At 40.9% G+C, this 26260-nt stretch carries 25 protein-coding genes; 9 read left to right on the top strand and 16 right to left on the bottom strand.

The genetic code is table 11. The features are described 5' to 3' along the window. Positions 1–57: 57 nt before the first annotated feature. Positions 58–1221 (top strand): class I SAM-dependent rRNA methyltransferase, encoded by a 1164-nt coding sequence (locus OLM45_RS02680; protein WP_264511745.1) that lies wholly within the window; start codon positions 58–60, stop codon positions 1219–1221. A 2-nt stretch (positions 1222–1223) separates the two neighbouring features. Beyond that, a complete protein-coding gene (locus tag OLM45_RS02685; RefSeq protein WP_264511747.1) occupies positions 1224–1685 on the top strand; it encodes a hypothetical protein in 462 nt (153 codons plus the stop codon). A 396-nt stretch (positions 1686–2081) separates the two neighbouring features. Here the strand turns inward: OLM45_RS02685 and OLM45_RS02690 are convergent, their stop codons facing one another. Beyond that, entirely contained in the window at positions 2082–3689 is a 1608-nt protein-coding gene (locus tag OLM45_RS02690) for a fumarate hydratase (protein WP_264511749.1), read from the bottom strand. Positions 3690–3839: 150 nt separating this feature from the next. Here OLM45_RS02690 and OLM45_RS02695 point away from each other — a divergent pair, with 150 nt between their 5' ends. Beyond that, positions 3840–5729: a PEP/pyruvate-binding domain-containing protein gene (locus OLM45_RS02695; protein ID WP_264511751.1), complete on the top strand. Its 1890-nt coding sequence runs from the start codon at positions 3840–3842 to the stop codon at positions 5727–5729. On the opposite strand, the gene OLM45_RS02700 is transcribed toward OLM45_RS02695, so the two are convergent. Beyond that, positions 5719–7167: a nucleoside recognition domain-containing protein gene (locus tag OLM45_RS02700; RefSeq protein ID WP_264511753.1), complete on the bottom strand. Its 1449-nt coding sequence runs from the start codon at positions 7165–7167 to the stop codon at positions 5719–5721. The genes OLM45_RS02695 and OLM45_RS02700 overlap by 11 nt on opposite strands. A gap of 193 nt (positions 7168–7360) precedes the next feature. Here OLM45_RS02700 and OLM45_RS02705 point away from each other — a divergent pair, with 193 nt between their 5' ends. After that, positions 7361–10300, top strand: coding sequence for a S8 family serine peptidase (locus OLM45_RS02705; RefSeq protein ID WP_264511755.1), 2940 nt, complete (start codon positions 7361–7363; stop codon positions 10298–10300). Between the two features lie 50 nt (positions 10301–10350). On the opposite strand, the gene OLM45_RS02710 is transcribed toward OLM45_RS02705, so the two are convergent. From OLM45_RS02710 to hemA, 11 genes are all read right to left on the bottom strand, one after another. Then, a complete protein-coding gene (locus tag OLM45_RS02710; RefSeq protein ID WP_129460398.1) occupies positions 10351–11064 on the bottom strand; it encodes a 3'-5' exonuclease in 714 nt (237 codons plus the stop codon). Between the two features lie 63 nt (positions 11065–11127). After that, positions 11128–11502: a hypothetical protein gene (locus OLM45_RS02715; RefSeq protein WP_264511756.1), complete on the bottom strand. Its 375-nt coding sequence runs from the start codon at positions 11500–11502 to the stop codon at positions 11128–11130. Between the two features lie 10 nt (positions 11503–11512). After that, positions 11513–11992, bottom strand: coding sequence for a methylated-DNA--[protein]-cysteine S-methyltransferase (locus OLM45_RS02720; RefSeq protein ID WP_264511758.1), 480 nt, complete (start codon positions 11990–11992; stop codon positions 11513–11515). A gap of 79 nt (positions 11993–12071) precedes the next feature. Beyond that, on the bottom strand, positions 12072–12497 hold the full coding sequence (locus OLM45_RS02725) for a c-type cytochrome (RefSeq protein ID WP_264511760.1): 426 nt from the start codon (positions 12495–12497) through the stop codon (positions 12072–12074). 66 nt (positions 12498–12563) lie between these two features. After that, positions 12564–13562 (bottom strand): porphobilinogen synthase, encoded by a 999-nt coding sequence (hemB, locus tag OLM45_RS02730; protein WP_264511762.1) that lies wholly within the window; start codon positions 13560–13562, stop codon positions 12564–12566. 77 nt (positions 13563–13639) lie between these two features. Beyond that, positions 13640–13786: a four helix bundle protein gene (locus OLM45_RS13250; protein ID WP_413614196.1), complete on the bottom strand. Its 147-nt coding sequence runs from the start codon at positions 13784–13786 to the stop codon at positions 13640–13642. Positions 13787–13795: 9 nt separating this feature from the next. Next, positions 13796–14707, bottom strand: coding sequence for an oxygen-dependent coproporphyrinogen oxidase (hemF, locus tag OLM45_RS02735; protein WP_264511764.1), 912 nt, complete (start codon positions 14705–14707; stop codon positions 13796–13798). Positions 14708–14776: 69 nt separating this feature from the next. Then, entirely contained in the window at positions 14777–15802 is a 1026-nt protein-coding gene (gene hemE, locus OLM45_RS02740) for a uroporphyrinogen decarboxylase (protein ID WP_264511766.1), read from the bottom strand. A 26-nt stretch (positions 15803–15828) separates the two neighbouring features. After that, positions 15829–16485, bottom strand: a complete 657-nt coding sequence (locus OLM45_RS02745; RefSeq protein ID WP_264511768.1) for a uroporphyrinogen-III synthase — start codon at positions 16483–16485, stop codon at positions 15829–15831. Between the two features lie 26 nt (positions 16486–16511). Then, on the bottom strand, positions 16512–17435 hold the full coding sequence (hemC, locus tag OLM45_RS02750) for a hydroxymethylbilane synthase (protein ID WP_264511770.1): 924 nt from the start codon (positions 17433–17435) through the stop codon (positions 16512–16514). A gap of 1 nt (position 17436) precedes the next feature. Then, the gene (gene hemA / locus OLM45_RS02755) at positions 17437–18693 is read right to left on the bottom strand and encodes a glutamyl-tRNA reductase (RefSeq protein ID WP_264511772.1); all 1257 of its coding nucleotides are present in this window, start codon (positions 18691–18693) and stop codon (positions 17437–17439) included. 231 nt (positions 18694–18924) lie between these two features. Between hemA and OLM45_RS02760 the strand changes: the two genes are divergently transcribed. From OLM45_RS02760 to OLM45_RS02780, 5 genes are all read left to right on the top strand, one after another. Then, positions 18925–19797, top strand: a complete 873-nt coding sequence (locus OLM45_RS02760) for a helix-turn-helix domain-containing protein (protein WP_264511774.1) — start codon at positions 18925–18927, stop codon at positions 19795–19797. A gap of 59 nt (positions 19798–19856) precedes the next feature. Beyond that, the gene (hemH, locus tag OLM45_RS02765) at positions 19857–20870 is read left to right on the top strand and encodes a ferrochelatase (RefSeq protein WP_264511776.1); all 1014 of its coding nucleotides are present in this window, start codon (positions 19857–19859) and stop codon (positions 20868–20870) included. Positions 20871–20915: 45 nt separating this feature from the next. After that, on the top strand, positions 20916–21461 hold the full coding sequence (locus OLM45_RS02770) for a CopD family protein (RefSeq protein ID WP_264511778.1): 546 nt from the start codon (positions 20916–20918) through the stop codon (positions 21459–21461). A 73-nt stretch (positions 21462–21534) separates the two neighbouring features. Then, entirely contained in the window at positions 21535–22950 is a 1416-nt protein-coding gene (locus OLM45_RS02775) for a sensor histidine kinase (protein WP_264512912.1), read from the top strand. A gap of 10 nt (positions 22951–22960) precedes the next feature. Further along, the gene (locus tag OLM45_RS02780; protein ID WP_264511780.1) at positions 22961–23743 is read left to right on the top strand and encodes an enoyl-CoA hydratase/isomerase family protein; all 783 of its coding nucleotides are present in this window, start codon (positions 22961–22963) and stop codon (positions 23741–23743) included. A 44-nt stretch (positions 23744–23787) separates the two neighbouring features. Here the strand turns inward: OLM45_RS02780 and OLM45_RS02785 are convergent, their stop codons facing one another. Genes OLM45_RS02785 through OLM45_RS02795 form a run of 3 tightly spaced genes read right to left on the bottom strand, consistent with a single transcriptional unit; the run spans position 23788 to position 26177 of the window. After that, complete coding sequence (locus tag OLM45_RS02785; protein WP_264511782.1) at positions 23788–24432, bottom strand: HD domain-containing protein; 645 nt, start codon at positions 24430–24432, stop codon at positions 23788–23790. Between the two features lies 1 nt (position 24433). Beyond that, a complete protein-coding gene (locus tag OLM45_RS02790) occupies positions 24434–25423 on the bottom strand; it encodes an acyl-ACP desaturase (protein WP_264511784.1) in 990 nt (329 codons plus the stop codon). A 16-nt stretch (positions 25424–25439) separates the two neighbouring features. After that, a complete protein-coding gene (locus OLM45_RS02795; RefSeq protein WP_264511786.1) occupies positions 25440–26177 on the bottom strand; it encodes a lysophospholipid acyltransferase family protein in 738 nt (245 codons plus the stop codon). Positions 26178–26260: the final 83 nt, after the last annotated feature.

Here is a 26260-nt window from a genome sequence, read left to right on the forward strand (position 1 = left end):
AAATGATTAATCAGCATTCATTTTCGAAAACTCAATTTTTCATTTTAAATAAAATACATGCGAAGTAAAGTAATCCTAAAAAAAGGAAAAGAAAAATCCATTCAACGCCGCCACCCCTGGGTGTTTAGCGGGGCGATTTATGGTGTAACCCAAGAATTGAACGACGGCGAACTCGTGGATGTGGTCGATGCGCACAACGAACATTTAGGTACGGGATATTTCAGTGATAAAGGCAGTATCTCGGTGCGCTTACTCACATTTGGTGCCGAACCCTTTACTCCGGATTTTTGGAAAGAAAAACTCCAAGCTGCTTGGGCAATGCGCCAACAGATTTTAGATTTCACCCAAACCAATGCCTTTCGTGTGATTCACGGCGAAGGCGATGGAATTCCTGGACTCATTATCGATTTTTACCATAACCATTGGGTCATACAAGCGCATTCTACCGGAATTTTCCAAGCGATGGAAGCCATTGCACAGGCCATCCAACAGGCATTTCCCGAACATTGTGAAACCATCTATTGCAAAAGTAGCGGCACCTTACCCCAAACGGGAACGGATTATTTCCTATTCGGGAATACCCCCGAAACCATCGCCCAAGAAAACGGCATTTCCTTTCACGTGAACTGGGTCGAAGGTCAGAAAACCGGATTTTTCTTGGACCAACGCGACAATCGTAAATTATTGGGTTCTTTTTCCAAAGACAAAAAAGTACTCAACACCTTTTGTTATACGGGCGGTTTCTCTATCTATGCGATGGAAGCCGGCGCTGAATTGGTCACTTCTGTCGATATCTCCCAAAAAGCGGTGGATCTTGCTTCCCGCAATATGGAATTGAATTTTCCGGGAGCCAACCATACCGCAGTTGCTTCAGATGTTTTTGAATTTATGCGCAGTCACCACCAACATTACGACGTGATTGTTTTGGATCCTCCCGCTTTTGCCAAAAGCATCAAAAGCAAGCACACCGCGACGCAAGCCTATAAACGCTTGAATGTGGCCGGACTCAAAGCACTAGCGCCCAAAGGCATTTTATTTACTTTTTCTTGCTCGCAAGTGATTGACGATGTGCTTTTTTACAATACCGTTGCCGCCGCCGCCATCGAGTCGGGACGCACCATTCGCGTGTTGCACAAACTCACCCAAGGTCCCGATCACCCCACCAATATTTACCATCCGGAAGGGCATTATTTAAAAGGATTGGTATTATATGTAGAATAAACATGGGACTATTTTATAAAAAATACCGCTTTCAAACTGCTTGGCAAAAAGAAGAACTGTTGGAACGCTTAAAAGCCGAAACAGATACGTTTGACCGAGACGGCACGACGAAAACCTTTGAAGGGAAAGTGCTACCATCGGGGAAATTTGTCTTGAAATCCTTAATTGATTTTAATGCCCGAAACCAGTTTCGACCCGACATCCATTTTACGGTAACCAATCAAAATGTGGCCGTCGTGTTTCAATTGAATCCGACGATGAAATTCTTCATTCCGTTTCTATTTTTGTTCAACACAGGGATAGGCCTCTTTTTTTATTTCCAACTAAAAGACCCTCAGTTCTTACTTTTAATTCCGTTTATCCTCATTTTTATGGGTATGATGGCGTTGCAGTTTCGTTCCAAAACCCAAAAAAGTGTGCAGGTTTTAGAACGGATTTTTGAAGCTTCATCCGAAGTTGTATAATTTTTTAGGAGCAGTCGTGCCGTTTTTTATCGCGGGTCTTCCCGCTTTCGGCCGTCGCTTTTCCGCTGCGCTCCAAGAGCTCCAACAAGGCCTCTATCGGGGCTAAAAATCACGATTGGTTTTCTAAACAAGAATGTAAAACCCGGCTTGAATGATGCGCGGTTTCGCGGTAGGGATTGCAGTGGAAAGCCCACAGCGAGGAACGAGCGCGGACTTGCAACGGAAAGCCCGACGGCAGCTACTTATTACTTAAAGGCAAAGACATGATCTGCCGGACCGCCCAAAAACTATTTTAAATTTTGGTGTTTTAAATTATAAATTAGGGTGTAAAAAAACCTGTACATCGTTCAATATACAGGTTTCTTTTCTCTTGTTTCTTTTCTCTTTTCTCTAAAACTAGTGGCTCAATGCCGCAAAGAAATCGTTGCCTTTATCATCGGTAATAATGAACGCGGGGAAGTCTTTAACCTCGATTTTGCGTACGGCTTCCATGCCCAATTCTTCGAAATCAACTACCTCAACGGATAGGATATTTTCTTTGGCAAGAATCGCAGCGGGACCACCAATGGAGCCCAAATAGAAGCCACCGTAGGTGTTGCAGGCGTTCATGACTTCTTTGCCGCGGTTTCCTTTGGCCAACATGATCATGCTACCGCCGTGTTTTTGGAATTCTTCCACATACACATCCATGCGCCCTGCGGTTGTCGGACCGAAACTTCCTGAAGGCATGCCTTGTGGGGTTTTCGCCGGACCGGCATAATAAACAGGATGGTTTTTGAAATATTCGGGCATTGGCTGACCGGCATCCAACAATTCTTTGATTTTAGCGTGGGCGATGTCGCGGGCTACTATCAAGGTTCCGTTTAATTTTAAGCGGGTTTTGATGGGGTATTGCGACAACTCGGCCAAAACTTCTTTCATGGGTCGGTTCAAATTCACCACCACCGGTTCTTCCAAATGCGGTGCTGTAGCCGGTAAATATTGTGCGGGATTGGTTTCTAATTGCTCGAGGTAAATCCCGTCTTTGGTAATTTTCCCTTTGATATTTCGGTCGGCCGAACACGAAACGCCCATGCCTACAGGACACGAAGCGGCGTGGCGCGGTAAACGAATCACACGTACATCATGGGTTAAGTATTTTCCACCAAATTGAGCACCGATCGAACTCTCTTGACAAATTTGTTGCACGCGGGCTTCCCACTCCAAATCGCGGAAGGCTTGACCTGCCATGTTCCCGGAAGTTGGTAGATTATCGTAATAACCGGCAGAGGCTTTTTTCACAGCGGCTAAATTCGCTTCTGCCGAAGTTCCGCCAATGACAATGGCCAAGTGGTACGGTGGACAAGCCGAAGTTCCTAAATCCATGATTTTCTCGCGAATGAATTCGTCCATTGACTTTTCATTCAACAAGGATTTTGTTTTTTGGTATAAAAAGGTTTTATTGGCCGAACCACCGCCTTTTGCTAAAAATAAAAACTCGTACGAACTTCCTTTTTTCGCATAAATATCGATTTGCGCGGGTAAGTTGGAACCTGAATTTTTCTCCTCAAACATCGTTATTGGCACAATTTGCGAGTAGCGCAAGTTGCGGTTTTGGTAGGTATTGAAAATACCGCGGGAAAGCCATTCGGCATCATCGGCACCTGTATAAACATTTTCCCCTTTTTTGGCCATAACAATCGCAGTTCCTGTATCTTGACAGGAAGGCAATTCGCCGCTCACAGCAACTACAGCATTTTGCAATAAGTTATAGGCTACGAAACGGTCGTTGTCGGTGGCTTCGGGATCCTCGATGATGTTGCGTAATTTTTGCAAATGCGACGAGCGCAACATGAACGAAACGTCTTTCATCGCTTCTTCCGCCAATAATTCTAAACCTTTGGGATCAACGGAGAGAATTTCACGGTCGCCCAATTTTTCGACATTCACATAATCGGAAGTCAGTTTTTTATAAGTGGTATCGTCTTTTAAAATCGGATACGGATCTTGGTATAAAAAGTCCATTTTGTGTTGATGTATTAGAAACGTAAAAATACGAAAAAGCGACGAAGCTAGCTACTTCAACTGCGGTTTAATTGCTAATTTGGTGTAGGTTGGGCGTGTCATACGATTTCTATCCCTGTTTCGTTATCTTTACGTAAGAAATCCGACCCGATGCATTCTCATAAACTACTTGTTTTTCTTTGTTTTTTCGGACTCACCACGTGGGCTTGGAGTCAGGATTATGTAAACCGATTGGGACATCAATCTGATTTTGATCGTTTAAAAGGCAAGCCATTATCCGATAAATTTTCCAATGTTGAATCGGTGAAAACGGTGTATGACCTTCACGACAAAAAACTGTATTTTTTCAACAGTAAGAAAATTGAACTGCATTACATTTTTGTAAACAACTACCTTGGATTTGACATGGATTTGGAACGATTCAACGACCGTAATTACGGTTCCAATCCTGCAGAACGCGATTTCTTATTGGGGAATTTGAATCATATCAAAGGCAGCGATAAATGGATTTTGGAATTGGCCGCTTCCGACCACATGGCCATTGCACAAATTGAAACCTTTTACAACTTGGTGAAAGAAGCAACGTTCATAGGCGACTCGTTGAAATTTTACCTCAACAATCGGGAAAAAATCGAGTGGCGGGACCAACAAAAATTTCATATTCCTTGTGTGACTTCAGAGTATATTTTCAATTCGGTCAAGTACCAAGAAGTGGTTCGAGGAAAGGCCGTGGGCATTTTAAAGTCGTATACACTAGAAGAACTGGAACATACTCAACCCCGTTGGGATGAAATAATCGTATTGAATGGAACGCCAAAACAATTGCCCAATGTACAAGGAATTATTGTCAGCGAACTCCAAACGCCATTGAGTCATTTGGTGTTGTTGGGTAAAAATCGGAAAGTGCCAGTTATGGCCTTTACCGATGTTAATACTTATTCGGGGATTCAAAATTTGATGGGTAAAAAAGTGAAACTTGACATCGCAGTCGATACGTTTTCGATTGCTCTTACTACACAATCCATTCCGAAAAAAGTTAGACCCAAAACCAAATCGCTACCTATGGATTTGCGGGTAAAAGATGTCATTTCATTAGCTACAGTTCCCAAAAATGGCGCGACCTATTTGGGTTCGAAAGCCCAGAACTTGGCTTATTTAATTGCGATTTCAAAGAAAAATCCGGGTGTTTTTGCAACGCCCGAACAAGCCTATGCCATTCCGTTTTACTTCTACCATCAGCATATTCAGCATAAAAAAATTAAAGAAAAAATCGATCGGTTATTGGCGGCTTCGAATAAAGATTCGGTTCAACACATCAATGCTGAATTGAAAGCCATTCGAAAAGCGATTAAAAATGAACCTATAAATCCGGTGCTTCTAACACAATTGCATGCAAAATTGGGGACAAGTACTTTTACCAATTACCGTTTCCGATCGTCCACAAATGCAGAAGACATTGATGGGTTTAATGGTGCGGGGTTGTACGACTCCAAAACGGGAATTGTCAATGATAGTATTAAAACCTTTGAAAAAGCGATTAAAGACGTTTGGGCGAGTGCTTGGAATGAAGCGTCGTATTGGGAGCGGGAAGTTTTTGGCATTTCACAACAACAAATTGCGATGGGCGTTTTGGTGCATCGCGCTTTTCCAAATGAAATTGCAAACGGCGTTGTGATAACAGATAACTTATTTCGGGATGAATTTCCGGGGATAACTGTGAATGTACAATTGGGTGATCATTCGGTGGTGCAACCCGACAAAGGTGAGATTTGCGAACAATTTACGGTCTATCATTTTGATATTTTCAATCCCAAAAAAGAGATGGAAGTTGATTTTACCGCACACTCCAATTTGAATAACTACCAACCTCTACTGAGCAGGGACGAAATCAGAAACCTCTACAAAGCGGCCAAACTGATTGAAACCAACATCAATAAATATTGGAAAAAATTCACCCTAAAACCCATCGATATCGAGTTCAAGATTGTAGGTCAAGAACGCCGATTATATATCAAGCAAGTTCGGGTTTTTAACCTCTAACAAAAAACCAACTCGCTACCATGATGGCGGCTAGCACACAGATAAAATCCACGAGTAACATGGTTGCCAAGGTATAGCGGGTGTTTTTAATGTTGACCGATCCGAAATATACAGCAATCACGTAAAAGGTAGTTTCGGCACTACACTGGAAGATGCACACTAAGCGTCCAGTAAAAGAATCAGGTCCGAAGTTTTGCATTGCATCAATCATAAATCCGCGGGAACCGCCCGAACTAAATGGACGAAGCATGGCTACGGGAAGTGAATCGGTGACATCTTTGGCTACGCCGATTTGTGAAAATCCGATGGCAATCCAATGGCTAATAATTTCAAATAACCCACTATTTCGGAAAAACGAAATCGCGACCAACATGGCTAAAACGTATGGGAAAATCTTCACTCCCGTTTGAATGCCATTTTTGGAACCTTCGACAAAAGTATCAAAAATGGTGGTTTGCTTTTCAGTAAATTTTTTCTCGTTGATAAATGAAAAAATCAAGGTCGCCCCAATAATAGCAACGAGCATGAGTCCGGATAAATTAGCGGTAAAGAAACTTTTTCCAATTAAATCCAATCCGTTGATATAGAATAAGAGTCCGACAATAGCCGCAACGACAGACATAATGGCAACGAGTAATGTAGCACTTAAAAAGTTAATCCGTTGACGAATTCCGACAAGGATTAAGGCCGCTAAGGTTCCAATAAAAGACGTGATAATACAAGGCAGCATGACATCGGCGGGGTTGGTTGCATTTTGTGCAGCACGATATCCGATAATTGAAGTAGGGATTAAGGTAAGTCCGGCTGCATGCAAACACATAAACATGATTTGTGCATCACTGGCTTTGTCTTTTTCGGGATTAATTTCTTGTAAGGATTGCATCGCTTTCAATCCAAAGGGCGTGGCAGCCGAATCGAGTCCGAGGAAATTGGCTGCAAAATTCAGAGTCATGTAGGAAATAGACTCGTGATTTTTGGGAACTGAAGGAAAAACTTTGGCAAACACGGGGCTCAACAATATGGCAATTTTTTCCGAAGCCCCAGAAATAATGAGCAGTTCCATGAGTCCGCAGAAAAAAGCTAAATAGGCTATTAATGGCAGGATAATATCCATCAGCGTGTTTTTGCAGGTGGGTAATAAGCCGTCTGACTTTTGTACTCCAGAATATACTTTTACGGTTTGACTTTTATAAACGTAGGTGGAATCGGGATTCAGCGTGTCGCGATTGACAACCAAGGTCATGTCGGGTGCCTTTTCAATAGAATCACGAACGAAAGAAGGCGCCTCTTTTAAATACAATTCAGAAACCAATATAGGGTCATCTTTTTTGCCATTCAAAATATAATCGATGGTGTAGTTATTTCCTGAAAATAAGGCTACAACGGTGAAAAGAATTGAAGCAATAAAAATGGTTAACCAAAACCTACTGAGTACCATATTTCGTATTTTTTGTAAATGTACTATTTAATCTCAGAATGAAAAATAGGAATAAAAGAGTATACAAAATAAGAATACTCCATTAAAAACAAGTATTTCATCGATAATCTAAAGGTTAATTCATTAAAAATGTGACAAGTTCATTATATTTGGAAGCTATTACCAATCAAACTAAAAACTTCATTACTACACAATGAAAAAAATTTATTTACCCTTATTATTTGTACTGGGTTTTTCTACACTTCAGGCGCAAACTCCAAAGGATGTTGCAGAAATTGTTTCGCACTACGATTTGGATAAATTAAAAGAGCGCCAAGCTTTTTACCAACGTTTACAGCGTGCTGAAAAAGCAAAAGCAGAAGCAGCGGCCAAAGTAAATGGTTGGCCATTAACCATTGAAAATGCGGATGGTTCTTTTGCAGAATTAATGAAACTTACACCGGATGGATATCCTATGTACTTTTCAACGGATAATGTTGCAGCAGCTAAGACCACCCGAACTAACTTTTTGCATACCGGTGGTGGTATGGGATTAAACTTGAATGGTGAGAACATGACTGTTCGCGTTTGGGATGGCGGCATGGTGCGAACCACACACAATGCCTTTGGTGGACGTGTTTCTGTTATTGACAATCCGAATGGAACTTTGAATTCACACTCTACACACGTTACAGGGACCATGGTGGCTTCGGCTAATCCTGCTACAGTGAAAGGGATGGCACCCGCTGCCTCGGCAAGAACCTTTGAATGGACCGATGATGAATCTGAAGCATTGAGTGAAATTCAATTGGGGATGTTGGTTTCCAATCATTCTTATGGTGTGCCGATTTCTTCGGGGACAACAACAATTCCAGGGTGGATTGTTGGAGCTTATATTTCTGATGCGTATGCATGGGATGAAATTGCCTACAATTCCCCTTATTACTTACAAGTGGCTTCAGCTGGAAACGAAGGCGATTCTAATGCCAACACCGATCCATTAGCGCCCGGCTATGATAAATTAACCACAAATAAAGTGTGTAAAAACAACTTGGTAGTTGCCAATTGTCAAGATGTAACTTCAATCAACGCAACAACTGGAGCAGTAACTGGGACTATTAGCATTAACAGTTCAAGTAGTCAAGGACCTACCGATGATTTCCGTATCAAACCGGACATTACAGGTAATGGAACATCCTTAACCTCAACTAACAGTACTAGTAATACTGCTGTAACAACAATGACGGGAACTTCGATGGCATCACCTAATGTGGCTGGTACCTTAATCTTATTCCAACAACACTATAAAAATTTATACAATTCATTCATGCGTGCTGCTACGTTGAAAGGTTTGGCTTGTCATACTGCTGATGATGCAGGAAATGTAGGGCCGGATGCCACTTTTGGATGGGGATTATTAAATGCTAAAAAAGCAGTAGAAACGCTTACTGGAAACGGTTTGACTTCATGGGTTTCCGAAGAAAATTTAAATCAAGGACAAACATTCACCATGAATGTAAATGCTAGTGGTACAACGCCATTGATGGCTTCTATTACTTGGACTGATTTACCAGGAAACATGAATACGAGTACGACACCCAATGAATTTGTTCGTGCTTTAGTCAACGACTTGGATATTCGAATCACCCGTAATGGAACTACGTATTACCCATGGAAATTGACTTCAGATCCTTCAGCTCCAGCTGTTCGTACAGGAGACAACAATGTGGATAATGTTGAATTGGTGAAAATTGATACGCCAACAGCAGGACAATATACCATTACCATCACTCATAAAGGAAACCTAGTTTCTGGAAGTCAGAAATACTCTTTAGTAATTACAGGATTAAGTTCGACATTTGCTTTGAATTCAACCAGTACAGACCAATTGGTTTGTGCTAACCAAACGGCTTCTTACACCTTTAATTACACCCAATCAGGATCGGGAACGACTACTTTTTCGGCAGCAGGACTTCCTTCAGGAGCTTCGGCTTCATTCAGTCCTAGTTCGTTAAGTGCGGCGGGAACAGTTACTATGACTGTAACTGGATTATCAAATGCGGTTCCTGGAGAATATTTCGTAGGAATCACTGGAAATAATGGTACAGAAACCGAGACGAGATACAAAACTTTACGTATTTTCAATGCTGCTTTCCAACCTGTAGCTTTAAACTCTCCTTCTAACGGTCAAACCGGATTATCTACATCTGCTGTATTAAAATGGAATTTGGATTCAAATGCTGAAAATTACACGGTTCAAGTTTCTACCGATAGCGCTTTTAGTTCCTTTTTAGTCAATGAATCAACTACCTTAAATAGATTCACTGTTACAGGATTAGCTCAAGCCACTCGCTATTTTTGGAGAATCATCCCAACCAATCGTTGTGGTAATGGAGTTGCTTCATCAGCTAGTGTATTTAGTTTTGATACAGGAACGGTAACCTGTGATCAAACGTTTGATGCTACTGATTTTTCTGACGCATCCATCGCTTCTGTTGCGAATTCAAGTGCGAGTGTTCCATTAACAATTACAGGTGGATATACTATTGGAGATATTAATGTAAATGTGAATATAACCCACACCTACATTCAAGACATGACCATTACCCTTCAAGGTCCGGCTTCAATTGGTAGTCCGAACATCATCTTACTTCAAGAAGCTTGTGGTGATAACGATGACATGAACTGTACGTTTGATGATGATGGTGTGCCTCCAAGTTGTGTGACAACGGCACCATCTTTAACCGGACCAGTAGCTCCAGTTGATAGTTTAAGTTCGCTAAACTCCTTACCTGCAGACGGGGATTGGATTTTAAATATTAGCGACCCTTGGAATGGCGACGGAGGAACCGTAAATGCATTCAGTATTGATTTGTGTCGTGTTTCTGCTGCATTAGCTACTCCTGAAGTGACTTTAGAAAATGTACGCGTATTCCCTAATCCAACCAACGAATTAATCAATGTGTTGATTCCAAATAGTGTGGAATTGACTCAGGTTCGTTTGTATGATTTACAAGGACGTGAAGTACTAAATCGTGAAACCCATGGCGATACCGCTAAATTGAATGTTCAACATTTATCTGAAGGCGTTTACATTGTTCGTGTGGAGAATAGTTTAGGTTCAACTTCACAACGCGTGGTAATCAAGAAATAGATATTACCATATTTAAAATAAAAAAGGATGTCGTAACTGACATCCTTTTTTTATACATGTAAAATTTCGTCTTGAACCAACAGTTCTTCATTCCGAAAACGCAACATTACTTGGGCGACTGCTACGACGTCTTTTTCACAATAGGTGACTATTCGGTCGATGTCTTTTTCTTTATAAAAAACTTCACCCACCTGACTTCCGTCGATATCGTCTTTGGAGGTGGGAATGCCTAAAATTTTAGACAATAATTTCAAGGAAGTAAAATGTTTAAAATCTCCAAACTTCCACAATTCCATGGTGTCCAAATGCGGAATTTCCCAGGGTTTTTTTCCAAATAAATTCAATTTACCCGAAAGGGAAACCCCATTAATAATCATTCTACGCGCAATAAAAGGAATGTCAAATTCTTTGATATTATGCCCACACAACACATATTGCGGGCCGCTAAAATGATTATTTAAAAGATTATTAAAATCTTTAAGCAATTGTTTTTCTTCTCCAAAAAAAGAAGTCACTCGAAAATTGCGAATGTCACCTTTGATTTGAAAATACCCGACAGAAATGCACACGATTTTACCAAACTCGGCCCAAATGCCTGCCCGATCATAAAACTCTTCAGGTGAAAATTCATCCCTTCGCTGGTATTGCGTTTTTTGTTCCCAAAGCGTTTGCATTTCGGGATCCATCTGGTTAAAGAATTCTTCTTGGGGAACGGTCTCGATATCGAGAAACAGAATGTGTTCTAATTTAATTTTGTCTAACATACTAAAATATTTGGCGTTTATAAAGCACTAATGTACTAAAATTAAGCCAATTATAAAAATTAGTTACGCTTTCACTAAAACAAATGGCCCTGCTCTACCAATTTTAACTACAATTTGTTTTTCCTCCTTTTTAAGGATTTCAACTTCAACCGATTGGCCTGTTTTAGAAGTTAATTGAATCACATTGGGTTTGTCTTTAGGAATAGTATATTCTGATTTTTCTGACTTATCAAATAAGGAAATCGTAATTTCTTTAGCAGTAATCTCCAATGATAAATTTTTAAACATCTCATTCACCATTTTCAATTCATCCGCTTCAAACTTTTCCACTTCATAGGGTTCTTTGAAAGTCCATTTGCCAATTAAGGAGTTGGTTTCTTGAGCAAAATTGACCATTGAAACCAATAAAAATGCAATAACTACGGTTGCTTTTTTCATATAAAAATTATTAAAATAAAACTTGTTGTTTATTCGGTTGTTCATGATCCAACAACCATTGTTTGCGATGTAAACCACCGGCATAACCGGTTAAGGACCCATCCGATCCAATGACGCGATGGCAAGGTACAATAATCCAAAGTGGATTTTTACCGTTGGCCGAAGCTACCGCACGAATCGCTTTGGGATCGCCCAACTGCAACGTTAATTGTTGGTAAGAGGTGGTTTTGCCAAACGGAATTTGGAGTAAAGCATTCCAAACTCTTTGCTGAAATTCGGTCCCTTTCGGATTCAATTTCAATTGAAACTCGGTGCGATTCCCTTCAAAATACTCCGAAAGTTGTTGCACGGCATCCTTTAAAACTACTGGGATTTCGGTACTCACTTCACCTTCGTCTATTATCCTTACCGATTGTATGCCCAATTCATTTCCAGATATTTGGGCAAAACCTAAAGGTGTCCGTACGGTAACGCTTGCTAAAGTTAACATGTGAACAAGGTACGGATAAAAAACAAAAAAAAGCCCAAGATAATTGCGTCTTGAGCTTTTTCAGTTAGTTAGTTGGTGATTATTTTGCCTGACTCATGATATACTGCTCTAGGGCTTGACGCTCCTCGGGTTTCATGTTTTTGGTTATGGCAAAATTAGCTTTCATTACGGTGTATTGTGATGGATCTACAATGGGCTTGGATTCTTCGTTTAAAAAACTAGCTATACTCGCTTTATTTTCCTTGTAAGCTTGGGCAATATCCAATAAACTTGGCCCAACCACTTTAGTATCGGGTTTATGGCAGGTCGCACAAGTTCCCACACCTTCAAACAATTCTTTTCCTTGTTCGGCTAACGGAAAATCGGCATTTGTTGAAGTTTCTTTTACTGCTGTTTCTTCGTTGACTTCATTGCCGTAATTGTCGGTTTTCTTTTGATCACCGCCACATGCTATGAATATAAATGCGAAGGCCAACATACCCAACCCAATTCCTAGTTTCTTCATGATCGTTCTTATTTGATACGTAAAGGTATCTTGTAATTTATTGATTCACTATGATAATTATCAGGACTAGCGCTGATTCAATAGAATCGCAGCTTCTTTGGCAAAATAGGTCGAAATCAAACTCGCTCCTGCCCTTTTGATACACATCAATTGCTCCATCATAATCTTGTCGTGGTCCAACCAGCCGCGTTCGGCAGCCGCTTTTATCATGGCATATTCCCCAGAAACGTGAAAAACTGTCACAGGAACATTCACTGCATTTTTGACTTCACGCACGATATCCAAGTAAGCAATTCCGGGTTTGACCATCACCATATCCGCGCCTTCTTCTACATCCCAAAGGGCTTCTTTGACGGCTTCAATGCGATTGGCATAATCCATTTGGTAAGTTTTTTTGTCTTTGGGAACCACCACATCGGCTTCTTTGGGAGCGCTATCCAAGGCATCTCGGAAAGGTCCGTAAAACGCTGAAGCGTATTTAGCGGAATAACTCATAATGCCCACATGATGAAAACCAGCAGCATCCAACCCTTGACGAAGGCGCAACACCCGACCGTCCATCATATCGCTGGGGGCCACAAAATCGGCACCCGCTTCGGCATGTGAAACGGCCATTTTCACCAAAGCTTCGTTGGTTTCGTCGTTGGCAATATCTCCGTTTTTGATAATTCCATCATGACCATAGATCGAATAGGGATCCAAAGCCACATCGGGCATAACAATCATCTCGGGACAAGCGGCTTTAATGGCACGAATGGCGCGTTGCATCAATCCTTCCGGGTTCCAAGCTTCTTTTCCGGTATTATCTTTCAAACTTTCATCAACTTTCACATAGATGTTTACGGCACGAATTCCCAATGCAAACAATTCTTTGACTTCTTCTACCGTTAAATCTAACGAACGGCGAAAAATACACGGCATGGAGGGAATTTCCGAACGGTAGTTTTCTCCTTCGGCAATAAACATGGGGAACATAAAGTCGGCCGGACTTAATGTCGTTTCGCGAACTAAGGAGCGAATGCTCTCGTTAACACGTAATCTTCTACCTCTTTGTAATGGAAACATAATTTTTTTGTATTTAGCGATTAGCAATTAGCTTTCAGTAATTAGCAATTAGCTTTCAGCAATTAGTAACTAACCTTTTATTTTGATAATTTATGAATTAATGCATTTAACATTTTCTTGATTTCTTCCCCATGAACTAGTAGTTTATTACTAGTCTCATTATCTATAAATGCCAAATCTTTACTCAATATTATTTGATAATTTAATTCATTAGCAGAGCTAATGGCCGAAAGCTAATCGCTCACCACCCACTCCAAAGGTTGCGCCAAAACTTCCAATAATCGCGCTTCTTCGCTACCCGGTTCGGGATGATGATCATACACCCACTGAACATGGGGAGGTAAACTCATTAATATGGATTCAATCCGCCCGTTGGTTTTGAGTCCGAACAACGTGCCTTTATCGTGCACCAAATTAAATTCGACATAACGACCGCGGCGAATTTCCTGCCAATTTCGTTGTGTCTCCGAATAGGACAAGTCTTTTCTACGTTCAACGATAGGAACATAGGCTTGCAAGAAACTGTTCCCGACTTCGGTAACAAAATCATACCAATCGTTCATGGTATGCTGTTCGTCAGCTTTTAAATAATCAAAAAACAAGCCGCCGACGCCACGGGCTTCTTTGCGATGTGTATTCCAAAAATAGGCATCACATTGTTTTTTGTATTTGGGATAAAATGAAGTATCGTGCGCATCACAGGCGGTTTTACACGTTTGATGAAAATGAATCGCATCTTCATCAAACAAATAATAGGGTGTTAAATCTTGTCCGCCGCCGAACCAACTCTGCATGACTTCTCCTTGGGCATCATACATTTCAAAATAGCGCCAGTTGGCATGTACGGTTGGCACCATTGGATTTTTGGGGTGAATAACCAAACTCAAGCCACAAGCAAAGAAATCGGCTTCACCTACCTTGAACAGTTGCTGCATGGAATCGGGTAATTTGCCATGAACCGCCGAAATATTCACGCCGCCTTTTTCAAAAACCTGACCGTTCTCGATTACGCGTGTTCGACCGCCGCCACCTTCGGGTCGGTCCCAAAGATCTTCTCGAAATTTGGCAGCACCGTCAATGGCTTCGAGACCCGAACAAATCTGGTCTTGAAGATTATGGATATAGGATAGAAATTTTTCCTTCATAAAATTTTAGTTTTCAGTCGCTGTTCACACTATGTACTGTTCATTGAACACTGAACACTGCCCAACTGATTACTGATTATATTCTTTCACCGCTTCAATAAAGGCTTTGGCATGATCGACCGGAATATTGGGTAGAATGCCGTGGCCAAGATTCACGATGTAATTGTCTTTGCCAAACTCGTCAATCATTTCGTGGACCATTTTTTTGATGGTCGGAATAGGTGACAACAAGCGACTGGGATCGAAATTTCCTTGTAGGGTAATGTTCCCGCCGGTTAAATAACGGGCATTTCGCGCCGAGCACGTCCAATCTACTCCTAACGCCGAAGCTTTGGATTTGGCCATCTGGCCTAGGGCAAACCAGCAACCTTTTCCGAATACGATAACTTTGGTTTCTTCGGCCAACGCCTCGACGATTTGGTTGATGTATTTCCATGAAAACTCTTGATAATCGGCTGGAGACAACATGCCGCCCCAAGAATCAAAAATTTGTACCGCATTAACGCCCGCTTTTACTTTTTCTTTTAAGTATAAAATGGTGGTGTCGGTGATTTTTTGTAATAAAGTGTGTGCGGCCACGGGATTAGAGAAACAAAATCCTTTGGCGGTATCAAAACTTTTCGAACCTTTTCCTTCTACGGCATAGCAGAAAATTGTCCAGGGCGAACCGGCGAAACCGATTAAAGGCACCTCATCGTTCAACATTTCTTTGGTCAATTTCACGGCATCCATCACATAGCCTAGAGTTTCCTGAATATTAGGCACAAAAACTTGGTCTACTTGCTCCATCGTGCGGATAGGATTCGGGATAATCGGCCCCAAATTGTCTTTGAGTTCGACGTGAATACCCATAGCGCGTGGCACAACCAAGATATCCGAAAACAAAATAGCGGCATCGGGCTGTACAATACGAATCGGTTGTACCGTAATTTCGGCTGCTAATTCAGGTGTTTCGCAACGGGTGAAAAAATCATATTTATCGCGAAGTGCACGGAATTCAGGCAAATAGCGTCCGGCTTGACGCATCATCCACACAGGCGGACGTTCTACTTTTTCGTTATTTAAAGCACGTAAAAAAAGGTCGTTTTTAATCATAATTTATCGTTTAGCCGAATAGTAATTCAGCGTTTAAAATAGTCTATACTGAGTTGTAGCGTAGCCTCCACGGTGGGAGTTGGCGCAATGTGAATATTTTGAAAAATCCCGTGTAATGCGGCAGCTGTTGTGGAGCCAATGCAAAAACAAGGTAGTGTTTCGAGTGTATTTTTTTCCAAGAAACTCTCCACCCCCGACGGACTAAAAAAGAGTACGCCATCGATAGGTGTTTCTATTTTTAGGGCTTGATTTTCGGTGGAATACACCACGATTTCACGCAAGTTTTTCCCATTTTGGATTAAACGTGTGGGCAGTGTATCCAATCGACGGTTTCCGCAAAAGAAATCGAAGTGATCCTCATCGGAATTGATGAGAAAATGAGCCATCGTTTCAGCCGATTCAAAAGAGGCTTTCACGATAAAACCTGCTGTTTCTAAGGCTGCTTTTGTTTTTTCACCCACACAAAAAACAGTATGGTTTTCGGGATGGGGAATAGACTTTTGGGCCACCACGCTTTTTACCGCTTGCTGACTCGTGAACAACAGATTGTGTTGCCATTTGATTGCGGGTACGGGTAACAACTGTACACGAATAAACTCCTGTTCCACCACCGACAGACCTGCTTCCGCCAGCAGTTGGCGTTGGGATTCAGTCAGGGATTTTGTGGACAGTAGGGAAATCATTTTTTCTAAGAACGTTGGAACTTAACTTACTTTTTCAATTGGGCTTTGATGCGTTCCATTAAGGCAACACCGCCGTTGTCAAGGATTTCTTTGGCACAATGAAACCCTAATTTTTTCCATTCATTGATTGGAAAATTGCGTTGAATTTCCAATTTTTCTTTTCCATCAATGGATAACAATACGCCGTGGAAATGAATTTCATCTTGCGCTTCATCATATTTTGCTATAGCGCCGATGGGAGCGGTACAACCTCCTTCAAGCGTGCGTAAAAATTGACGTTCGATGGCAGTACACACTTCGGTTTCTATATCATTGAGTTGGGCTAAGGCTTCGAGTGCATAATGATCATTTTCCATAGCGACTACCACCATAGCCCCTTGTGCGGGTGCGGGTATCATCCAATCCAAGTTAAGATACGTTTGCGGTTTCAAGTTGATACGCTCCAAACCAGCGGCGGCAAAAACGGCACCACTCCAATCGTTATCGTTTAATTTTTGCATTCGGGTGTTGACATTTCCACGTAGATCCACCACGGTATGTTGGGGATAACGGTTGAGCCATTGCGCTTGACGGCGTAAACTTCCCGTTGCAATGGTCGCGGAAGTTTCAAGGAATTCCGTCGAACCTTTATGCACCAAGATGTCTAAAACATTGGCACGAGGTAAAACGGCCGCTTGAACAATACCTTGTGGTAAAGCCGTTGGAACATCTTTCATGGAATGCACAGCGATATCCACTTCGCCTTTGATCATGGCGATGTCTAAGGTTTTGGTAAAAATTCCGGTGATCCCAAGTTCGTACAAGGGTTTGTCCAGTACCAAGTCACCTTGGGATTTCACGGCAATAATTTCGGTGCGGTAACCCAGATCGTTCAGCTGTTTTTCTACCGTTTTGGCTTGCCAAAGGGCGAGTTCGCTGTCGCGGGTTCCGATGCGTATGGTTTTACTCATCTTATTTTTCAGAGGATGCCAATTGGAACACTTTTTCTATCCATTCGATACTTTCATCGACGGGTGTGTTTTCATCTTTAAGGTGATTGGCAAAATGGTTGGTAATTTTTTGTATGATGCGAGCGGTAATGATTTCCGCTTGTTCTTCGTCGAAATTGGACATTTTTTTGCGTTGCACGTTCATTTCGCCTTCCTTGATGGAATTCAATTTTGCTTTCAAGGCATGAATAGTTGGAGCAAATTTACGCTGCTTAGTCCAAGCAATAAATTCTTCTTTAACTTCTTCAATAATCGCTTCGGCAGCCGGAATGTGTTGTTTGCGGTTTTCCAATGTCTCGTCGGTGATTTGCGATAATTGATCCATGTGCACCAAGGTAACGCCAGGAATTTCCATCACATTTTCATGTACATTTTTGGGAATGGATAAATCCAAAATGGTCAACGGTTTTTTCAAATTCAAAATCGCTTTGTCGACGGTTGGATTTTGCGCTCCTGTTGCCACGACCAATACATCAGCATTTTGTATTTCCAATTGTAAATCGGCGTAATCTTTTACGATGACATTTAGTTTACGCGCTAAGCGTTCGGCTTTGTCTTTGGTGCGGTTAATTAAAGTGATATGACTGTGTTTGGTATGTTTGACCAAATTTTCACAGGTATTACGACCGATTTTACCCGTTCCAAAAAGCAAGATATTCTTATTTGAAATAGCCTCCACGTTTTTGAAAATGTATTGCACTGCCGCAAAAGAAACGGAAGTAGCGCCGGTAGAAATTTCGGTTTCGTTTTTGATTTTTTTGCTAGCTTGAATCACCGAATTGATTAATCGCTCGAGAAACGTATTGACCAATTGTTCTTCCTTGCTTTGCGCAAAAGCCGTTTTCAACTGACTGATAATTTCGAAGTCGCCTAAAATCTGACTATCCAAACCGGTTCCCACACGGAACATGTGGTTGATCGCTTCAGATCCTTTGTATACGTAAGCTACTTTTTGGAAATCTTCCACAGTACCGCGACTGTTTTCGCACAACAATTTAATCAATTGAAAAGGATGTTGGGCAAAACCGTAAATCTCGGTACGGTTACAGGTAGACGTCACAATTAACGACTCAATGTTTTCTTCTTGAGCTTGTTGCAACAATTTTGCTTGCGCAACGGCATCCAAACTAAAACGACCGCGCGTTTCAGCGTCTGCTTTCTTGTAACTCATTCCAATTGCATAAAAGGAATTGTGTTTGATCTTGATTCCGTTTTCCATGAAGGGGCTCTTTCCTAAAAGTAGAACAAAGTTACGTTCAATACATTTTTAAAAAATAACGCTCAAAGGACTTTTTATGTCGCTTCGCGTTATTTATATTGTAAAACGAACTTTTTCCGTTATTTATTTTAAATTTGTACCAATGACGGGGCTTGACGATTAACTTATGTAGACTCATTCTAAATAACAAACTCGACTTCCGTCGGAAGACATATACGAAAAAATATCGCTATGGGTTCTTTTGAAGAAATAAAAATTGAGGAAGATTTCTTACTGATTCGTTTTCAAAACGACGGAACAGAAAATTTTCCCGTGAAACGAGCGGTTCCGCAAGGGCTGATTCAGTTTCATTTTGGCTTAAAAGGAAAAGCCAAATTCATTTTCAACGATGGAAATTATGCTTTAGAATTAAAAGAAGAGAAATCGTTATTGTTTTATAATCCGCAAAAAGAGCTGCCCATTCAATTGGAAGTGGCTCCAAATACCTGGTTGATTTCGATTTTAATTTCCATAAAAAAACTCCACAAATTATTTTCTTCGGATACGGAGAACATTCCGTTTTTGAGTGAAGAGAATATCGACAAGAAATATTATAAAGAAAACAACATCAGTCCGTCCATGGCGATTGTCCTGAGTCAGTTGTTTCATTATAACCTCAATCCCTCTATCAAAAATCTCTATTACAAAGGTAAAGGCTATGAGTTGTTGAGTTTGTACTTTAACCGCTCCGAAGATCCGAATGCCGAACAATGTCCGTTTTTAATTGATGAAGAAAATGTATTAAAAATCCGTAAGGCTAAAGAAATCGTAATTGCCAACATGGCCGAACCGCCGGGGTTACAAGAATTGGCCGATCAAGTGGGTTTGAATTTGAAAAAATTAAAAATGGGTTTCAAACAAATTTACGGCGATACTGTGTATGGATTTTTGTTTGATTACAAAATGGATTATGCCCGTAAACTGTTGGATAGTGGCTCGTATAATGTGAATGAAGTAGGGCTCAAAGTGGGTTACAGCACAGGAAGTCATTTCATAGCGGCCTTCAAGAAAAAATTTGGCACCACGCCCAAAAAATATTTAATGAATTTACAAGTCAACACTTAAGTTGGATTGACAAAAAAGGAATTTTAAAGAAATTATAGATAAAAAATAAATTGCCCAAAATGAAAGGAGTATTATTAGTCAACCTCGGTTCACCTGAAAGTCCGACCCCAAAAGATGTTAAGCCGTATTTGGATGAATTTTTAATGGATAAATACGTTATTGACGTTCCTTATTTATTGAGAGCTTTATTGGTACGCGGAATAATTTTGCAAACGCGTCCTAAAAAATCAGCCGAGGCCTACAGTCAGATATGGACGGATGAAGGTTCACCCCTCATTGTAATTTCAAAAAAAATGCACAATAAGGTCGAAAAACTTGTAGATGTCCCCGTGGCTTTAGCGATGCGTTATGGCACCATGACCATTCAAAAAGGTTTGCAAGAATTGAAAGATAAAGGCGTAACCGATGTGATGTTATTGGCGTTGTATCCTCAGTATGCTATGGCTTCCACTACCACTATTTGGGCATTGGCGGATGAATTGCAACAAAAGCATTTTCCGGAAATGTCGATTACCAAAGTACCTGCCTTTTACAACAAACCTGATTTCATCCAAGTTTTAGCCCATTCGATTAAAAACCATTTGGAAGGTTTTGAATACGATCATTTATTGTTTTCCTACCACGGCATTCCGAAACGTCACATTCGCAAAACGGATGTTACCAAATCGCATTGTACAATAGACAACAAATGTTGTGTCACGGCCTCTCCAGCGCATGAGTTTTGCTACCGTCACCAATGTTATGAAACAACACGACAAGTCGTGGAATTATTGGGAATCCCTGAAGGGAAATACAGTCAGACCTTTCAATCGCGTTTAGCAGGTGACAAATGGTTAACGCCGTATACCGATGTAGAAATCAACAAAATGCCGGCTAAAGGCATCAAGAAATTAGCGGTTGTTACACCAGCTTTCGTTTCGGATTGTTTGGAAACATTGGAAGAAATTGCGATGCGTGCCAACGAAGAGTTTATCGAAAATGGAGGGGAAGCATTTTTTGCCGTACCTTGTTTAAACGATGAAGATGAATGGTGCCAAGTGGTGGCCAATTGGGTCAATGATTGGAGTAAATAATAAAGGTTCGTTTTACAACCTGAAACTTTAACCTAAAACGTATCCATGGATCTCTACAACAACATCAAAGCCTTGCACTTGATCTTTGTGATCACCTGGTTTGCCGGACTCTTTTACATTGTTCGGTTGTTTGTGTATCAAATTGAAGCGCAATCCAAACCATCGCCTGAAAAGGAAATTCTGGGGGCACAATACAAAATTATGACCTACCGGTTATGGTATATCATCACGTGGCCCAGTGCGGTGTTGGCAACATTATTTGCCTTGACCTTATTGCATTTAAATCCGGGTTGGATTGCCATGCCGTGGATGCAAGTGAAATTGGGGTTTGTGGTGCTATTATTTGCCTATCATTTCAAATGCCACCAAATCTACAAGCAATTGCAAAACGATGACACCCGATACAGTTCCAACTTCATGCGCTTATGGAACGAAGGCGCCACAATCATCTTATTTGCTGTCGTCTTTTTGGTCATTCTAAAAAATGCCATTGACTGGATTTACGGCGTAGTGGGAATTATCGGATTCTCAATTCTCATAATGCTCGGTTTCAAGTTTTACAAGAATATTAGAAAAAAAAATAATTCTTAATTCCTAACTCAACTCAGTGCTTTCCAACTTCAAAATATCCATGCTTTCCCTTCGTATACGGATTTTCCTATCGATGATTGTATTGATATTAATTGCATCGATTCTGATGGCGTCGATTTCGTTGTTTCAGTTCAAAAGTGAGGCGCGCAATTTCCATCAAGAACGCTTGGAACGCAAGGAAGATGCGGTTCGGGAGCATATTAACTACATATTAGCGAACACAACTTATCCCCTAACGGAGAAAAATTTACCCTTAATTTTCAAGGATAAAATTCACGAGCTCTCCGATATTCATAGTGTTGAAATCAACATTTATAGTTTGAAAGGGAATTTGTTGAAATCGTCCAAAGCTTCATTTGCCGTAGACAGTATTTCTCCGCCTATTCCGCAGTATATTTTAAAATTGGTCCAATCATCCATTGAAAAAAGGTATGTGGATATTAAAAATGTGGACGGACTCAAGATTCGGTCTTCCTTTACCCAAATCAAAGACGACCGATTCAAACCACTTGGGATTTTGAATTTACCCTATGTGGAGGATGATAGTATCTATGAAAATGAAATCCAAGATTTCCTGGTGCGCTTGGGACAGGTGTACTTTTTCATGCTGTTGATTGCATTTGCACTGGCTTATTTTTTATCTTCTTACATCACCCAATCACTCAAAACGATTTCGGATAAAATCAACGAAACCAGTTTGAACCAAAAGAATGAGAAAATCATGATTGAGGACAACAGTCGTGAAATCAATTCGTTGATTAAAGCCTATAATGCAATGGTGGACAAGTTAGAAGAAAGTGCCTCGATGTTGGCCCAATCTGAACGGGAACAAGCTTGGCGCGAAATGGCGAAACAAGTGGCGCACGAGATTAAAAATCCGTTGACGCCGATGCGACTTACTGTACAAAGCTTCCAACGTAAGTTTGATGAAAACGACCCGAATTTACGTCAGAAACTCAACGATTATACCAAAACCATCATTCAACAAATCGACACGATGACAGCGGTGGCTTCGGCTTTTTCGAACTTTGCCTCGATGCCGGCACAGCAAAATGAAACCTTGAATGTGGTGGAAGTGGTCGAATTCTCATTGGATATTTTTAACGAAGAATACATTACGTTTACGAGTACTGAGGCGGAAATTATCACGGTAATGGACCGCACGCAATTGATTCGTATCATTACCAATTTGGTGAAAAATGCGATACAAGCCTTACCCGAAGAACAAGAAGAAAAATCCATTGAAGTTAGCGTTCAACGCGATGAAGAAGGCGTGACCATTTTGGTAAAAGATAACGGAATTGGAATTGAACCCGACAACCAGGAACATATTTTCGAACCCAAATTTACTACGAAAACAAGTGGTATGGGGCTCGGACTCGGGATTATCAAAAATATTATTGAAAATTATAAAGGAACGATTACTTTTGAATCCGAATATGGAAAAGGGACAACTTTCAAAGTAACCTTACCTTTCACAAACCACTAAAACACTACGTATGACATTCGAAAATATCCTTGTGGACGTCGACGGAAATTTGGCGCAAGTAACCATTAACCGTCCGAGTAAACTCAATGCTTTAAACAAAGTAACTATCCAAGAATTGCACGATGCCTTAGCTCAATTGGATGCTGATGCAACGGTAAAAGCAATTGTATTAACCGGTTCAGGAGAAAAAGCTTTTGTAGCCGGTGCCGACATTTCTGAATTTGCGCATTTTTCAATTGAAGAAGGCGCGCAATTAGCGGCTTTAGGTCAGGAGTTATTATTTGACTTTGTCGAAAATATGAAAACGCCTGTCATTGCAGCAGTGAATGGTTTTGCCTTAGGCGGCGGATTGGAACTGGCCATGTCGTGTCATTTCCGAGTTGCTTCGGACAATGCAAAAATGGGCTTACCTGAAGTGACATTGGGAGTGATTCCTGGATATGGTGGCACACAGCGTTTACCCCAATTAGTTGGGAAAGGACGCGCCATGGAAATGATCATGACGGCGGGAATGATTGATGCCGTAACCGCAAAAAGTTACGGCTTAGTCAATCACGTAGTACCCCAAGCCGAATTGCTAGAATTCACCAAAGGCATTGCGAGTAAAATCTTGAAAAACTCACCCGTGGCTATCAGTTATGCTATCAAAGCGGTTAATGCCGGATTTGTAGATGCCAAAGATGGATTCAAAACCGAAATTAAATCCTTTGGAAAGTGTTTTGGTACTGAAGATTTCAAAGAAGGCACAACGGCATTCTTGGAAAAACGGAAAGCGGAATTCCCCGGAAAATAAAATCTTTACCTAATAAAAAAAGAGAACCTCAGCGGTTCTCTTTTTTATTTTGCGCCTTCCCATTCGGCATAAAATTGGGCTAAAAAAACTTCCATAAAACGATGGCGTTCTTCGGCTAATTTTCTTCCTGCTGGGGTATTCATTCTATCTTTCAGTAAGAGTAATTTCTCATAAAAATGATTAATTGTAGGTGCATTGCTTGCTTTGTATTCTTCCTTGGTCATGTTTATATTGGGTGCAATGGCTGGATCGTACATCGGTCGGTTTTTGTAACCTCCATAATTAAATGTTCGGGCAATGCCTATGGCACCAATAGCATCCAAACGATCGGCATCTTGCACGATATCCAATTCCAAAGAAGAAAACGTTCGTTCCGTTTTCCCACCTTTGAAAGAAATATTTTCAATGATTTTTACCACATGATCAATTGTAGCCGCATCGGTGTGCTGACTTTCTAAAAAAGTTCGCGCGGTTTTGGGTCCGATACTTTCATCACCTCCATGGAACTTACTATCGGCAATATCATGTAATAAAGCGGCTAACTGGACCACTTCCCGTTTGCAATTTTCTTGATCAGCAATATGAAGTGCATTGCGGTAAACCCGTTCAATGTGAAACCAGTCGTGACCGGCTTCTGCACCTTCCAATTGTTGTTTTACATAAATAATGGTAGCATCAATGATCCCCATATTAAATGGCTAATGCGGGTTGTACCCATTTGAATTTTTTAGTTTCTTCAGGTAAAACCAAACGTTCAGAAATACGAGCCATACGATCGGGTAATTTCATCAAATAATCACGTGCGCGTTCGGCCTCATCCGTTAAACTCGAAATTTTATCAATTTCCCACATCGTGATTAATTTACGCAAGATATCCACATAATCGTTGGCGGTATAAACCCCAATTTTCTGTGCTGAATTCGAAAATTCTTCAAAAGCTGTGCTGATTTTCTCTCCCGACTCGCGTAAGAAGTGAGCCGGCATCGTGATTTTTTGTTTCATCATGTATTGAAACGCCAACATCATTTCGCTCGGATCGACTTTGAAAATACGATTCACAAATTCGCTATAGGCCAAATGGTGACGCATTTCATCACCCGCTACCATTTTACACAAACGCGATAACTTTTTATCTCCAAAATCTTTAGCCAATTGCGATACCCGATTGTGAGAGATATAGGTTGCCAATTCTTGAAAACTGGTGTAAACAAAGTTCTTATACGGGTCTTTTCCTGTCCCGATATCAAAACCGTCATTGATTAAATGTTGGGTGGTTACTTCCACTTCTCGCATATTGACGCGCCCAGACAAGTACAAATACTTATTTAAAGCATCGCCGTGGCGATTTTCTTCCCCAGTCCAATGGCGCACCCATTTTGACCAGCCATTGCGACCTTCGTTATCGACACCTTCTACTTCCATCAACCAGGATTCATAGGTAGGTAAAGCTTCTTCCGTAATGGTGTCGCCTACCATTACAACCCAAAAATCATAGGGTAAATCGTTGGCTATTTCGCGCAATTCGCGAACTTCTTCAATAAAATTCTCTTTTTGAGAATCGGGCAACAAATCAGTAGGTTGCCAAATTTTTTCGACGGGAACGAGGTATTCGTCAACAAAGCTATCGATGCTTTTTTCGAGGAATTGCATCACTTCCAATCGGATGTTTTTAATAGACATTATATGTAATTATAAATTATGAATTGTGAATGGCACTGTTGACCGCTTGTTCTGTTTTTTCAAACAGTGTGGCAAAGTCGTAATCTTTTACCGCCAAGGGTTCGTGTATTGTATATTTAATGTGTTTTCCTAATCCCAAAGGAAACTTCCCAAATTGGGTCATTTTCCACGAATTATTGATGGTAATCGGCACTACCAAAGCATTGGGCGCAAACTTGCACAAAATTTTCAAACCGTTTTCTGAGAATTTTTTAGTGGCACCCGTTTTACTGCGGGTTCCTTCTGGAAAAATTACGGCTGTTCGGTTGTGCTTTTCAATGTATTCGCTGAGTCCCTTGATGGTGGGTAACGCTTGTTTAGGGTCTTTTCGGTCAATTAAAACGGAGCCTCCATGACGTAAATTGTAAGAGACAGAAGGAATTCCTTTTCCCAATTCTTTTTTACTGACGAATTTGGCGTGATGTTTTCGCAAAAACCAAATGATTCCGATGATATCGTACAGACTTTGGTGATTGGCAACAAAAATTAAAGGAACATTTTGCGGAATGCGTTCACGGTTAGAAAAGGACCAACGGGTTCCCAGAATTCTCGTACAACCTACTAAAAAAAGATTGAGATAATCGACACTTTTTTTATGTGCTTGATAGCCAAAGACATTAAAACAAACCCATTGTATGGGATGGAAAATCACCAAGGTTAGTCCGAAACAAAGGTAATAGACCACAGAGATGGGATACGAAATCAGTTTTTCCATGTGAAAAAAATTGGCTGTAAAAGTACGGCTTCTCATTGTTTAAAACTACTTTTGGGAAAACTAATTTAGTCCTAAAAAAATAA

The sequence above is a fragment of the Flavobacterium sp. N1719 genome, from assembly GCF_025947045.1.
In the GTDB taxonomy this organism is placed as follows: Bacteria; Bacteroidota; Bacteroidia; order Flavobacteriales; family Flavobacteriaceae; genus Flavobacterium; species Flavobacterium stagni.